Raw genomic sequence first — 12,502 nt, forward strand, 5'->3', positions numbered from 1 at the left:
GAGGTTGTATAATGAGTAAGAAAACGAAAAATAGAATACTGAATGTGATAATAGCCTTGTTACTATTAACATCGGCAGTTTTAATATTTAAAAATCAAATTAGAGAGTATTTGACAGGAAATGTTAATGATAAAATAATAACAGCGTACAAAAATGGTAAAGGAGAGGTTGATATACCGTGGTGGCAAAAATTGTTTACAGATAATCAATCTAAAATCAAACTAACAGATTCAATGTTAGGAATTTTAAAAATTGATGATGTAAAAATAGAAGAGCCGATTTTCCAAGGGGTAACAGAAATAAATCTTATAAATGGTGTAGCAACAGCACAAGAACCATCTACATTAGATGCTCAGAATGTTGTTATAGCAGGGCATAGTGTTCAGGGGGTTGGAATTCGTTTTAATAATTTGAACAAAATTAAAATGGGTACTAAAATTCAAATTATTTCAAAAGATAAGTTAAGAACCTACGAGGTAAGTAAATTATATGATGTAGCACCGACGCAAGTTGAAATCTTAGATCAACATAATGATCAACCTAAAAAATTAACTATGTTTACTTGTGATAACTTTAATCCAAAAACTGGAGAATGGGATAGCCGATTTGTAGTTGAAGCGAAATTAATAGGAGAAGAAAGTGCATAACATGAAAATAGGAATAGATTTATTGGGTGTGGACGACACGCAAAAAATTATAAATTTTATAAACAGTTATCAGGATAATGAAGTAGAATTATTCGTTTACGGTAGAGAAGAAGAGTTGAAAAAAATTACAAATAGAGATAATATTATAAAAAATATCTGTACAGAAGTAGTTCTTATAGAAGATGATTCAGCACGTGTACATCGTAAGAAAAAAGATGCTACTATGATACGACTTTTAGAAGATTTAAAAAATAATGTTGTAGATGTCGCTATTTCCGGTGGAAGTACAGGAGCATATATGGCAAGTGCAATCTTTATGGTTGGAAGAATTGAAGGTATATCAAAACCGGGACTTGGAACAATGCTACCGACAAGATCTGAGCATAAATTTTTGCTAACAGACCTTGGAGCAAATGTTGAGGCAAAACCGGAAGATTTATTAAACTATGCAAAACTTGGACAACTATATGTTAAACATATCTATAATATAGATACTCCGGAGGTTGCACTTATAAATGTTGGTTCAGAAGAAACAAAAGGAAATAAGGTCTATAAAGAAGCACATAAATTGTTAAAAACAGAGATAGCAAATTTTAAAGGTAATATTGAAGCACGAGAAATATTAGAACATCAGTACGATGTCGTTATAGCAGATGGTTTTTCCGGGAATGTTCTGTTAAAAACAATAGAAGGTGTTGCTCAAACATTTGGAAAAATGATAAAAGCAATTTTTGTAAAAAATCTAATCACTAAAATAGGTGCAATTTTAGTAAAAGGCGGAATAACCGACTTTAAGAAAAAATTTGATTATAGTGAGTATGGCGGAGCGTTTTTGCTGGGATTGAAAAAACCAACTATAAAAGTTCATGGAGCAGCTGATGAAAAAGCATTATATTATGCAGTTCAACAAGCAAAAAAAATACATAAAACAAAACTTTATGATATAATGATAGAAACGATGGAACAAGGAGCAGAGTGATAATGGCAATTTTTGAAGAAGTAAAAGATATAATTGTTAAATATATAAAAATAGATAAAGATAAAATAACATTAGATTCAAAATTAAATGAAGATTTAGATGCTGATTCAATTGATATAGCTGATGTAGTAATGGATATTGAAGAAAAATATGGTTTTGAATTTTCGGATGAAGATGCAGAAAATATTACAGAAATCAAAGATTTAGTAAAAGTTATTGAAGAAAGAAAATAAAAATAGAGAAAAAACCACGAGATATTTAAAAATTTGGTAGGTTTCAAATTACTTAATACTCTTACTAATAAGGTCAAAGATTTATAAACTCAAGGCTTATATATACTAAAACTAAAATTCACTCAATGTTAAAAAATTGGGCTCTGTGTCAAATACGGGGCATGAGAAAAAATAAGGATAAAATGCTAAGCAATGCAGTGTTGCTTGGCATTTTTCAAAACGCCCTTAAAAGAAATATTATTTTTATACTCAGAAACAAATAACCTAGAAACAACTAAAATGCGTAATCTAAAGTTATAAAAGCTATTATAACCATAAGAAACTCTCTTTAAAACCTTTATCTTATTATTAATACCCTCCAAAGAACCATTAGAAATAGAATACCTAACACTATTAAGCATATACCCTTTATGTTTTCTCATAGTATTAATAGCCTTACTAACACCATCAGATAAATCGATAGTAGATTTTTCAATTAATTCTTTAAACTCCAACTCATTTCTATACCTTATTGCATATCTAATATCCTGAACTCTCTCATAGCTAGCCTTAAATATACAATCTAATCCTAATAAATAATCTAAAATATCACGTCTAGTAACTAAACTCCTAAAACTCCTATTAAAGAAAAACCTACCATGAGTAACATTACTTTCATCTTCTAATATTAACTTCCAATTATTTTTTAAAAGAGTATAATTAATACCTTTTTGTTTTTTGTAAATATTCATTAGCTTAACTCTAGTTCTATTAAGTTCTCTATTAACATTTTGAATAAAGTTCTCTATTAACATTTTGAATAATATGAAACCTATCTATAACAATTTCAGCATTAGGAAACTTATTTCTAATCAACTTCATATAAGGAGTATAAATATCAATACAAATAGCCTTAACATTACTTCTAGCCTCTTTAGAAAATCTGGAAAAATAATTATTTAAAATATACTCAGTTCTACCATCAACTATATCAATAATCTCATGAGTTAAAGCATCTAAAAAAATAAAACTCATACCATTTTTACTATCTTTAGTAAACTTTAACTCATCAAAGCATAAATACTCAGGTAAGGTATTATAGTTAAGAATGTCTACATGGGATTTACATTTATAAAGAGTTCTTATAACAATATTAACCGATACATTATTCATTTTGGCTATTTGTTTAAAAGATAAAGTATCAGCTAAATCACTCATTATAGAAAACTTAACATTTTTAGAAATACTACAGTATTTATCTACAAAAGAAGTAGTAGCTACAAATTTTTTATTACAAGTTTTACACTTGAAACGTTGCTTTCTTAGTTCCAAATAAGCAGGGATACCTGATATTTTTAATAGATTAATTCTAGTAAGTTCATTAAAGCCGTTTTTAACTACAGTATAACCTTTATTAAGACAACCACAGCATTCACACTTCTTGGGTTTATATGTTAAGGTACCTTTGAATACAAAGTACTTTTGATTATTTTTTATAGTTTCGTTATGTGTTTTCTCAATAGTTATATTTTTATCTTTTATTTGTAGTAGGTTTTTAATGAATTATCCCTCTTTTATTTCTTTTGTTTTTGTGTTAAAATTATTCATGACAGATATCCTTTCATAGTTTATTTTTTTTGCACTTTAATTATATTGGATATTTGTCTTTTTGTATATTAAAAAACAATACGGGGTATGGATTTTTTTTCATGCCCCGTATTTATTATACAACCAAAAATTGAGTGAATTTTTCTATAAGCATAACCTATGCTAACAAGTTTCGCCACCTCAAGAAGAACCCGCCCCTGCGGTACATCCATAACAGTGGATACCTGTAACAATACGTCTGACACCTGTATGTTCTTTAGCAAGCTCATTTACATGTTTTATACGACCGGAAACATTTAGTTTTTCTATCAAATTAAAATCACAATCATATAAAGAACCGTCCGGTCCAACAGAAATCATATTGCGACACATAAGCCCCGGTAGAGTACCGGGATTATATGCTTTATATAACTTGTTCATGTAACCATCGTACAAACCTTCTCTATGTAAAAATTCTGAAAAACGACCAATAGGGTTATTAGTAATAACAAATAAATTATTAAACACTATTTCAAAGCTATCAAATAATTTTTTCTTATATGTTTTTTCAAGAGTTTCCTGTTTCGGTGGAAGATACGCTCCATTAGGATTATATACAAGATTAAGAACTAATTCTTTATCCTTTCCGTAACCTAATTCATTAAGCCTTTTTAATACTTCAATAGATTTAGGAAATACTCCTTTACCACGTTGTCGCTCCACAACTTTTTCATTATAGTAGGGTAGTGATGCTACCACTTGAACTTTTAAATCACGGTATAATTCAGGAATATCTCTGTAGGCAGGTACTGACAAAATAATAAGGTTGGTACGAACAATAATAGTTTCCGCAAAAGGTCGAATTTCTTTTAAAAACCATCTGAAATTCGGATTCATCTCCGGAGCACCACCGGTAATATCCATAGTCTTGTATTTACCGATTTTGAATGCTTCAATAATTTGTTCAAAAGTTTCTTTTACCATATTATTTTTTCGGGTAGGACCGCCGTTTACATGACAATGACTGCAAGTGATATTACATAAACTTCCAACATTAATCTGCATAATTTCGGGGTATTCTACCGTAAGCAAGTATTGTTTATCTTCTACTTGTTCAAAAAATGGGGGAATATTATTTTTTTCTGTCATAATGAATTAACGATTAGTTAGTTTATCAGACAATTCTTTACTTTGTAAACCATGAACAAGTGTAATACCGGCTTTCATAGCTGCAGCTACATGTATCGCTTCTGCTATTTGATCTTGGTCGCAGCCTTCTTCCAGACATGTATTTGTATATGCCTCAATACAATAAGGACAACCCTCAGAATGAGCAATAGCGATAGCGATAAGTGCCTTTTCACGAGAAGTCAATTCACCATCTTGCATTGTTGTACCGTAATAGGTCATAAAGTTTTTCCAAAGTTCCGGAGCATCTTCTCCAAATTTTCCTTCTCCAAATTCTATTAAATGTTTCTTTTTAAAATAATCTGCCATATTCGCTCTCCTTTTAATAGTTATTATAAATCTATTATAATGCAGAAAAAAAATATATTCAAACAAAAATGATTTAAAGAATATATTTTTATATAATTAAATATTATAGAGTATATTTTTTTTAAAAAAATTATTAGTAATAGTTGCGAAAAATAAGAATATTATAATTGTATAGGTTTAATTTCAAAGTTTGTCAAATAATTTTAAATTAAATATTTTTTAAATTAGAATTTTCCTTACTATTTAATTTTCAAGAAAAATTATATGTTATCTAACATCTTTGTATTGTTCAGCTATTTTTTCGACCGAAACTCCTTGACGATACATACGTTGAAATTTTTGCATTTGATACATTGTACGAAACTTCTTCCCTTTGTAGCGTCTGGCAGAAGTAGTGATGAAACTATTGATAACCGTTATTTTATAACCATGTGCAGTTAAATCTTCGGAAATACGATAATCTTCCATTATTGGCATATCTTTGTAACCGCCAATTTGTTCAAAAACAAACCGCTTCATAAATAGACCTTGATCACCAAATGCAATATTTGTTATACTGGCTCGAAGTTTTGAAACTAGGGAGTTAATTTTCATTGAAAAGCTGTTTGGGTAAAATCTAATTTTAAGGCAACCTACTTCAGTAGGGCAAGATAAAATTTTTGAAATAACGTCTTTTTGAAGAACACTGTCAGCGTGAACAAACCAAAGTATATCGCCTTTAGAAACACTCACTCCAAAATTCATTTGATTAGCACGTCCTTTTTTATCGGAAGTATAATAGTTATATCCAAAATAGCTGAGTTTTTTTAATATCAAAAGGGTGTTATCCTTGCTACCGCCGTCTACAAAAATAATTTCGTGTTGTTGGATATTATGTAATTGATAAAGGTTATAGATGAAATCTTGAATAGTTTTCTCTTCATTATATATCGGTACAATTATAGAAATCATAGTTACACTCCATATAAATTAATACTATTATTATATCATGATTTAAAAAAATAATAAAAATATTGACGAATAAACTGTGTCTATTGTATAATTACAGTAGATACAAAAAGAGGTGATGATGTGGATATAAAAATTTCAAATTTATCTGATGTTCCAATTTATCAGCAAATAGCATCTCAAATAAAAAAATATATATTAAATGGTATTATTAAGGAAAATGAGCAATTACCATCAATAAGAAATCTTGCTAAGGAATTAGAAGTAGGTATTATAACGATAAAAAAATCATATGAAGTGTTATTGGCTGAAAATTTAATATACAGCAAAGGTGCGGTTGGTTATTTTGTAAGTAATATTAACATTGAACAAATTTTATTAATAAAAAAAGAAGAATATCTAAATGAATTATCTATACTAATAGATAGAGCATTAAAAGATGGGTTGCAGATATTTGATATTAGAAATATTATTGATAATATTTTAGAGGAGAAAGATTATGTTAACAATAAATAATTTAACAGTGGTAAAAAACTCATTCAAACTGGGGCCGGTAAATTTAGATATTAAGAATGGGTATGTTTATGCAATTGCCGGTAATAGTGGAGCAGGAAAAACTGTATTTTTACAGAGCATATTAGGCGGTTTTGATATTAGAAAAGATATGGTTTATTATGATAAATTAAATTTTAATGATAATGAACTGGAAATAAAATTTCAATATTCATATATAGCAGATAAACCATTATTTTCGGATAAGTTACGTGTTGATGAATTAATAAGTAAGTTAAAAAAATTAGATGAACGTTTAAATATAGAGAAATGTTTTAAATTATTAAAAAAATATAAAGTATATCGTCAAAAAAAAAAATTTACGAATTATCGCAAGGTCAAATAAAAATTTTACTATTTTCGATTGGAATTAGTACTAAGTCAAATATTTTGGTATTGGATAATCCATTTTCAGGTGTAGGGCTTATAGAAAAACGAGAAATGTTAGCGTTACTTCGTGAATATATAACAGATGATAAGATAATTATTATTGTAACAGAAGAAATGAATGTTATTCAGCATTTTGCTGATTATATTATTGTTTTTGAAAATGGTAAGGTTATATTAAATGAAGATATAGTTTCATTACAGGAAAAATTTAGTAATACTAATGTTGAAGAAATACTAATAACAATTCTGCAAGGAGGAAAAGGAAATGAATAAAGAATATAGTAGTACGAAGATTGGAGCCTTAGTTAACTTGATTTCCGGTAGAAACTATGAAGAACCTATGATATATAAGTTTTTGTATTATTTGTATTATCTTGTTTTAATAATAATTTTTTCAGAAATTCTATTTGATAAAAGTTATATGATTTTGAGTGTATTAGGAGCATACATTTTTATTAACACCGGTAGAAACTATGAGGACAAAGAAAATCATATTATCCAATATTTACCTCTTAATTATAAAATAAAAATTCAATATATTTATTTTATTATGTATTTATCCCTAATAATAGTAACGGTATTGGACTTTATTACTCAATATTTTTACAATAAAAATTGTATAATAGAATATTTGTATATGTTTATTGTAATGTATATTTTATCAAATATTGCAGTTGTTCAAATGATTATGACAAAGTACTCGCCTATTTGGTTTTTTATAGTTGATACAATAGTATATGTGTTAATCATTATAGTTATGTGTGTAATATTATCCGGTAATACATTAAAACCATTTAATAATAATCAGTTTAATTCAGTTAAATTAATATTGCTTATAGTTTTAGCAATAATTGTACAATTTATCTGTTTACAAATAATAAAACGTGTTAGAAAATGATAGAACTTTAAATGGTTAGTATTATAAGTAGCAAAAAGGAGATTTGAATTTCAAATCTCCTTAAATTATGGTTGTATAATAAATACGGGGCATGAAAAAAAATCCATACCCCGTATTGTTTTTTAATATACAAAAAGACAAATATCCAATATAATTAAAGTGCAAAAAAAATAAACTATGAAAGGATATCTGTCATGAATAATTTTAACACAAAAACAAAAGAAATAAAAGAGGGATAATTCATTAAAAACCTACTACAAATAAAAGATAAAAATATAACTATTGAGAAAACACATAACGAAACTATAAAAAATAATCAAAAGTACTTTGTATTCAAAGGTACCTTAACATATAAACCCAAGAAGTGTGAATGCTGTGGTTGTCTTAATAAAGGTTATACTGTAGTTAAAAACGGCTTTAATGAACTTACTAGAATTAATCTATTAAAAATATCAGGTATCCCTGCTTATTTGGAACTAAGAAAGCAACGTTTCAAGTGTAAAACTTGTAATAAAAAATTTGTAGCTACTACTTCTTTTGTAGATAAATACTGTAGTATTTCTAAAAATGTTAAGTTTTCTATAATGAGTGATTTAGCTGATACTTTATCTTTTAAACAAATAGCCAAAATGAATAATGTATCGGTTAATACTGTTATAAGAACTCTTTATAAATGTAAATCCCATGTAGACATTCTTAACTATAATACCTTACCTGAGTATTTATGCTTTGATGAGTTAAAGTTTACTAAAGATAGTAAAAATGGTATGAGTTTTATTTTTTTAGATGCTTTAACTCATGAGATTATTGATATAGTTGATGGTAGAACTGAGTATATTTTAAATAATTATTTTTCCAGATTTTCTAAAGAGGCTAGAAGTAATGTTAAGGCTATTTGTATTGATATTTATACTCCTTATATGAAGTTGATTAGAAATAAGTTTCCTAATGCTGAAATTGTTATAGATAGGTTTCATATTATTCAAAATGTTAATAGAGAACTTTATTCAAAATGTTAATAGAGAACTTAATAGAACTAGAGTTAAGCTAATGAATATTTACAAAAAACAAAAAGGTATTAATTATACTCTTTTAAAAAATAATTGGAAGTTAATATTAGAAGATGAAAGTAATGTTACTCATGGTAGGTTTTTCTTCAATAGGAGTTTTAGGAGTTTAGTTACTAGACGTGATATTTTAGATTATTTATTAGGATTAGATTGTATATTTAAGGCTAGCTATGAGAGAGTTCAGGATATTAGATATGCAATAAGGTATAGAAATGAGTTGGAGTTTAAAGAATTAATTGAAAAATCTACTATCGATTTATCTGATGGTGTTAGTAAGGCTATTAATACTATGAGAAAACATAAAGAGTATATGCTTAATAGTGTTAGGTATTCTATTTCTAATGGTTCTTTGGAGGGTATTAATAATAAGATAAAGGTTTTAAAGAGAGTTTCTTATGGTTATAATAGCTTTTATAACTTTAGATTACGCATTTTAGTTGTTTCTAGGTTATTTGTTTCTGAGTATAAAAATAATATTTCTTTTAAGGGCGTTTTGAAAAATGCCAAGCAACACTGCATTGCTTAGCATTTTATCCTTATTTTTTCTCATGCCCCGTATTTGACACAGAGCCTAAATTATTACTCTTATTTAAATTCAGCAGTACTAACTTTAACTCCCGGTCCCATAGTCGTAGTTACGGCTACAGATTTGAAGTAAGTACCTTTAGCAGCTGCCGGTTTAGCTTTAGTTAATGCTTCTTGAACAGCATTGAAATTTTCTACTAAATCTTCAGTTGAGAATGAAACTTTACCGATTAAAGTGTGAACAACACCGGCTTTTTCAGCACGATATTCTACTTTACCAGCTTTAATTTCGTTAACAGCTTTTGTAACGTCCATGGTTACTGTACCGGTTTTAGGGTTCGGCATTAGACCTTTAGGTCCTAAGACACGACCAATTTTACCAACTTCTCCCATCATATCCGGAGTAGCTACGATTACATCAAAATCAAACCAACCTTGTTGAATTTTAGTGATGTATTCACCTTGTCCAACGTAGTCAGCGCCTGCTGCTTCTGCCTCTGCCGCTTTATCTCCTTTAGCAAAAACTAAAACTTTAGCAGTTTTACCAGTTCCTTTAGGAAGAACTACGGCTCCACGAACCTGTTGATCGTTTTTACGAGTATCAATTCCTAAACGGAATGCAACTTCTACTGTTGCGTCAAAATTTACTGTACTTGTTTTTTTAGCTAATTCGATTGCTTCTACTACTGAGTAAAGTTTAGAAGAATCTACTAACTTAGCCGCTTCAAGATATTTTTTACCTTTTTTCGCCATTATAATTATCCTCCTATTCTCCTATCAAGATACCCATACTTCTAGCAGTACCTTCAATCATACGCATTGCCGCTTCAACAGATGCAGCATTCAAATCAGCCATTTTTAACTCAGCGATTTCTCTAACTTGAGCTTTTGAAACTGTTGCAACTTTGTCACGGTTTGGAACAGAAGATGCTTTTTCAATTTTAGCTGCTTTTTTAAGCAATACTGGAGCAGGTGGTGTTTTAGTAATGAAAGTAAATGAACGATCTTCATATACTGAGATTACTACCGGAATAATTAATCCTGCTTGGTCTTGTGTACGAGCATTAAATTCTTTACAGAATCCCATGATGTTAACACCGGCTTGACCTAACGCCGGACCAACCGGTGGAGCTGGGTTAGCTTTACCTGCTGGTACTTGTAATTTAACTACTTTTATAACTTTTTTAGCCACGATAAAACCTCCTATTTATTTTTCGTGATGTGGTCTTAGAACGTTTAAAATTTTCGTTCTCCCACTCAATCAAGTTGTGTATTTTTACATACTTGTCTATTCTAGCATATATAAATATATATTTCAAGTATTTTAATATAGTTTTTTCCTGATTATATCGTAAAAAATAGACCATTATTGTAGCCGATAAAAGAAAATTTTAGAGAGATAAAGCATTTTAAAAACAGCATTAAATAAGCCGCGGATAGCATTTTCATAAAGAAAGTGTCTATTGACTTTTTAATAGTTGTGGTGTAGAATGGTAGTTGTGAAATGTTTACCATAATGTTAAGAAAATTAATCTTACATGGGTAAATTATTCATAATAAAAAATTTTCTTTAATAAAGAGAGGTTGCAAAATGATTTATGGGATAATCAGTGTTGCAGCTTTACTTGTTGGACTTTTATTGGGATATATTATTTCGAAAAATTCTATTCAAAAAAGGCTAGAGTTATCAAAACAAGATGCGGAACATATAGTAGGCGAAGCACGAAAAGAAGCTCGCTATATAGTAGAGAAAGAAACTACTATTGCAAAAAAAGAAGCTGAAGAGATAATTAACATTGCTAGTAAAGAGGCGGAATTTAAAAAACAAGATATTCAAAGACAAGAAGACAGAATTCTTCAAAAGGAATCATCACTGGAACGTCAAACAGAACTTCTAAATAAAAAAGATGAATTAATAAGTTCCAGAGAATTGAAACTGGAAGAGAAATCACAGTTACTTGATGAAAAAAGTAGTGAAGTAAATCAACTGAAAATTCAACAAGAAACAGAGTTGCAACGTATTGCAAATCTAACTGAAGAACAAGCTCGTGAAGAGATAATGGCTACAGTGGAAACTGATATGGCTAAAGATATGGCGATTTATATAAGAAACAAAGAACTTGAAGCGAAGAACATCGCTGATAAGCGTGCGAAAGAACTTATCGTTCAATCATTACAGCGTTTTGCTTCGGATGTGGTGAGTGAAACTACGGTGTCAGTAGTTGATCTTCCGTCAGATGATATGAAAGGACGTATTATTGGGCGAGAGGGGAGAAATATTCGTACACTAGAAACATTAACTGGAGTAGATTTGATAATTGATGATACACCGGAAGCGGTAATATTATCAGGATATGATCCTATACGTCGTGAGATTGCCAAAACAGCTATTAAATCATTAATTGATGATGGGCGTATTCATCCGTCAAAAATTGAAGAAGCTGTTGATAAGGCACGTAAAAATATTGATCAAGTTATTCGAGATGCGGGAGAACAAGCAACATTTGATCTAGGTATTCATAATATGCATCCGGATTTAGTAAAAATAGTCGGTAAACTGAAATATAGAACAAGCTACGGACAAAATGGTCTACAACACTCAATGGAGGTAGCATATATTTCCGGTTTAATAGCTGCCGAATTGGACTTGGACGTTCAGTTGGCACGTCGAGCGGGATTATTACATGATATTGGTAAAGCACTTGATCATGAAGTAGAGGGTTCTCATGTTGAAATCGGTGTTGCATTAGCATTAAAATACAAAGAGAATGCTACGGTTGTTAATGCGATAGCATCTCACCATGGGGATACAGAACCAACTAATCCGATTTCTGTTATAGTAGCAACGGCTGATGCTTTATCAGCATCAAGACCGGGAGCAAGACGAGAATCATTGGAAAACTATATTAAACGTTTACAAAAACTTGAAGAAATAGCTAATGAGCATAAAGGTGTAGAAAAAACCTATGCCATTCAAGCGGGACGCGAGATTCGTGTAATTGTTAATCCGGAAGAAGTTGATGATACGAAAACTTATAAAATTGCCAAAGAAGTTAAAAATAAAATTGAAGAAACTATGCAATATCCAGGTAACATTAAAGTTAATGTTATCCGCGAAGTAAGAGCAGTGAAATTTGCAAGATAATATAGAAAAAGAGATTGGGTTTCAATCTCTTTTTTGTGTTTTAGTAATGGTT

The 12,502-nt window shown here is 29.4% G+C and carries 17 protein-coding genes; 10 read left to right on the plus strand and 7 right to left on the minus strand.

The window, feature by feature from the left end; all coding sequences use genetic code 11:
* The first annotated feature begins 11 nt into the window (after window positions 1-11).
* The 3 genes from BQ7358_RS05675 to BQ7358_RS05685 are packed head-to-tail and all read left to right on the plus strand — an operon-like array spanning window position 12 to window position 1,859.
* Complete coding sequence (locus BQ7358_RS05675; protein ID WP_062173981.1) at window positions 12-647, plus strand: sortase; 636 nt, start codon at window positions 12-14, stop codon at window positions 645-647.
* A gap of 1 nt (window position 648) precedes the next feature.
* A complete protein-coding gene (gene plsX, locus BQ7358_RS05680; RefSeq protein ID WP_072520322.1) occupies window positions 649-1,626 on the plus strand; it encodes a phosphate acyltransferase PlsX in 978 nt (325 codons plus the stop codon).
* A 2-nt stretch (window positions 1,627-1,628) separates the two neighbouring features.
* Complete coding sequence (locus BQ7358_RS05685; protein ID WP_062173976.1) at window positions 1,629-1,859, plus strand: acyl carrier protein; 231 nt, start codon at window positions 1,629-1,631, stop codon at window positions 1,857-1,859.
* 185 nt (window positions 1,860-2,044) lie between these two features.
* Here the strand turns inward: BQ7358_RS05685 and BQ7358_RS09050 are convergent, their stop codons facing one another.
* The 5 genes from BQ7358_RS09050 to BQ7358_RS05705 all read right to left on the minus strand — a co-directional run bounded on the left by BQ7358_RS09050 (window position 2,045) and on the right by BQ7358_RS05705 (window position 5,873).
* Window positions 2,045-2,653, minus strand: coding sequence for a transposase (locus BQ7358_RS09050; RefSeq protein WP_231723783.1), 609 nt, complete (start codon window positions 2,651-2,653; stop codon window positions 2,045-2,047).
* Window positions 2,622-3,398: an ISL3 family transposase gene (locus tag BQ7358_RS09055; RefSeq protein WP_327058542.1), complete on the minus strand. Its 777-nt coding sequence runs from the start codon at window positions 3,396-3,398 to the stop codon at window positions 2,622-2,624. Before BQ7358_RS09055 ends, BQ7358_RS09050 begins: the two co-directional genes overlap by 32 nt.
* 228 nt (window positions 3,399-3,626) lie before the next feature.
* The gene (gene arsS, locus BQ7358_RS05695) at window positions 3,627-4,574 is read right to left on the minus strand and encodes an arsenosugar biosynthesis radical SAM (seleno)protein ArsS (protein WP_062173974.1); all 948 of its coding nucleotides are present in this window, start codon (window positions 4,572-4,574) and stop codon (window positions 3,627-3,629) included.
* A gap of 6 nt (window positions 4,575-4,580) precedes the next feature.
* Window positions 4,581-4,922: an arsenosugar biosynthesis-associated peroxidase-like protein gene (locus BQ7358_RS05700; protein WP_021752943.1), complete on the minus strand. Its 342-nt coding sequence runs from the start codon at window positions 4,920-4,922 to the stop codon at window positions 4,581-4,583.
* A 267-nt stretch (window positions 4,923-5,189) separates the two neighbouring features.
* A complete protein-coding gene (locus tag BQ7358_RS05705) occupies window positions 5,190-5,873 on the minus strand; it encodes a TIGR04283 family arsenosugar biosynthesis glycosyltransferase (RefSeq protein ID WP_062173972.1) in 684 nt (227 codons plus the stop codon).
* A gap of 120 nt (window positions 5,874-5,993) precedes the next feature.
* Here BQ7358_RS05705 and BQ7358_RS05710 point away from each other — a divergent pair, with 120 nt between their 5' ends.
* From BQ7358_RS05710 to BQ7358_RS09210, 6 genes are all read left to right on the plus strand, one after another.
* The gene (locus tag BQ7358_RS05710; protein ID WP_062173970.1) at window positions 5,994-6,386 is read left to right on the plus strand and encodes a GntR family transcriptional regulator; all 393 of its coding nucleotides are present in this window, start codon (window positions 5,994-5,996) and stop codon (window positions 6,384-6,386) included.
* Window positions 6,370-6,768, plus strand: coding sequence for an ATP-binding cassette domain-containing protein (locus BQ7358_RS09060; RefSeq protein WP_231723762.1), 399 nt, complete (start codon window positions 6,370-6,372; stop codon window positions 6,766-6,768). Before BQ7358_RS05710 ends, BQ7358_RS09060 begins: the two co-directional genes overlap by 17 nt.
* Window positions 6,769-6,812: 44 nt before the next feature.
* Window positions 6,813-7,085, plus strand: a complete 273-nt coding sequence (locus tag BQ7358_RS09065; protein WP_231723761.1) for a P-loop NTPase family protein — start codon at window positions 6,813-6,815, stop codon at window positions 7,083-7,085.
* A complete protein-coding gene (locus BQ7358_RS05720) occupies window positions 7,078-7,710 on the plus strand; it encodes a hypothetical protein (RefSeq protein WP_062173968.1) in 633 nt (210 codons plus the stop codon). Before BQ7358_RS09065 ends, BQ7358_RS05720 begins: the two co-directional genes overlap by 8 nt.
* Before the next feature lie 305 nt (window positions 7,711-8,015).
* Window positions 8,016-8,729, plus strand: a complete 714-nt coding sequence (locus BQ7358_RS09205; RefSeq protein ID WP_231723815.1) for an ISL3 family transposase — start codon at window positions 8,016-8,018, stop codon at window positions 8,727-8,729.
* On the plus strand, window positions 8,698-9,306 hold the full coding sequence (locus BQ7358_RS09210; protein ID WP_234971554.1) for a transposase: 609 nt from the start codon (window positions 8,698-8,700) through the stop codon (window positions 9,304-9,306). The genes BQ7358_RS09205 and BQ7358_RS09210 overlap by 32 nt, the downstream gene beginning before the upstream one ends.
* A 59-nt stretch (window positions 9,307-9,365) precedes the next feature.
* On the opposite strand, the gene rplA is transcribed toward BQ7358_RS09210, so the two are convergent.
* Together rplA and rplK are read right to left on the minus strand one after the other, a co-directional pair.
* Complete coding sequence (gene rplA, locus BQ7358_RS05730) at window positions 9,366-10,058, minus strand: 50S ribosomal protein L1 (protein WP_062173966.1); 693 nt, start codon at window positions 10,056-10,058, stop codon at window positions 9,366-9,368.
* 13 nt (window positions 10,059-10,071) lie between these two features.
* On the minus strand, window positions 10,072-10,497 hold the full coding sequence (gene rplK / locus BQ7358_RS05735; protein ID WP_062173965.1) for a 50S ribosomal protein L11: 426 nt from the start codon (window positions 10,495-10,497) through the stop codon (window positions 10,072-10,074).
* Window positions 10,498-10,896: 399 nt separating this feature from the next.
* On the opposite strand from rplK, the gene rny reads away from it, so the two are divergent.
* On the plus strand, window positions 10,897-12,450 hold the full coding sequence (gene rny, locus BQ7358_RS05740; RefSeq protein WP_021752950.1) for a ribonuclease Y: 1,554 nt from the start codon (window positions 10,897-10,899) through the stop codon (window positions 12,448-12,450).
* The last annotated feature ends 52 nt before the right edge of the window (window positions 12,451-12,502 follow it).

The sequence above is a fragment of the Gemella massiliensis genome (assembly GCF_900120125.1).
Lineage (GTDB): Bacteria > Bacillota > Bacilli > Staphylococcales > Gemellaceae > Gemella > Gemella massiliensis.

Bases quoted from the DNA above. Each gene is read 5' to 3' on its own strand.
- BQ7358_RS05720 (WP_062173968.1), top strand. From the start codon at position 7,078: ATGAATAAAGAATATAGTAGTACGAAGATTGGAGCCTTAGTTAACTTG.
- rny (WP_021752950.1), top strand. From the start codon at position 10,897: ATGATTTATGGGATAATCAGTGTTGCAGCTTTACTTGTTGGACTTTTA.
- BQ7358_RS09050 (WP_231723783.1), bottom strand. From the start codon at position 2,653: ATGTTAATAGAGAACTTTATTCAAAATGTTAATAGAGAACTTAATAGA.
- rplA (WP_062173966.1), bottom strand. From the start codon at position 10,058: ATGGCGAAAAAAGGTAAAAAATATCTTGAAGCGGCTAAGTTAGTAGAT.
- BQ7358_RS05700 (WP_021752943.1), bottom strand. From the start codon at position 4,922: ATGGCAGATTATTTTAAAAAGAAACATTTAATAGAATTTGGAGAAGGA.
- BQ7358_RS05705 (WP_062173972.1), bottom strand. From the start codon at position 5,873: ATGATTTCTATAATTGTACCGATATATAATGAAGAGAAAACTATTCAA.
- BQ7358_RS05685 (WP_062173976.1), top strand. From the start codon at position 1,629: ATGGCAATTTTTGAAGAAGTAAAAGATATAATTGTTAAATATATAAAA.
- BQ7358_RS05675 (WP_062173981.1), top strand. From the start codon at position 12: ATGAGTAAGAAAACGAAAAATAGAATACTGAATGTGATAATAGCCTTG.
- BQ7358_RS09210 (WP_234971554.1), top strand. From the start codon at position 8,698: ATGTTAATAGAGAACTTTATTCAAAATGTTAATAGAGAACTTAATAGA.
- plsX (WP_072520322.1), top strand. From the start codon at position 649: ATGAAAATAGGAATAGATTTATTGGGTGTGGACGACACGCAAAAAATT.
- arsS (WP_062173974.1), bottom strand. From the start codon at position 4,574: ATGACAGAAAAAAATAATATTCCCCCATTTTTTGAACAAGTAGAAGAT.
- BQ7358_RS09060 (WP_231723762.1), top strand. From the start codon at position 6,370: ATGTTAACAATAAATAATTTAACAGTGGTAAAAAACTCATTCAAACTG.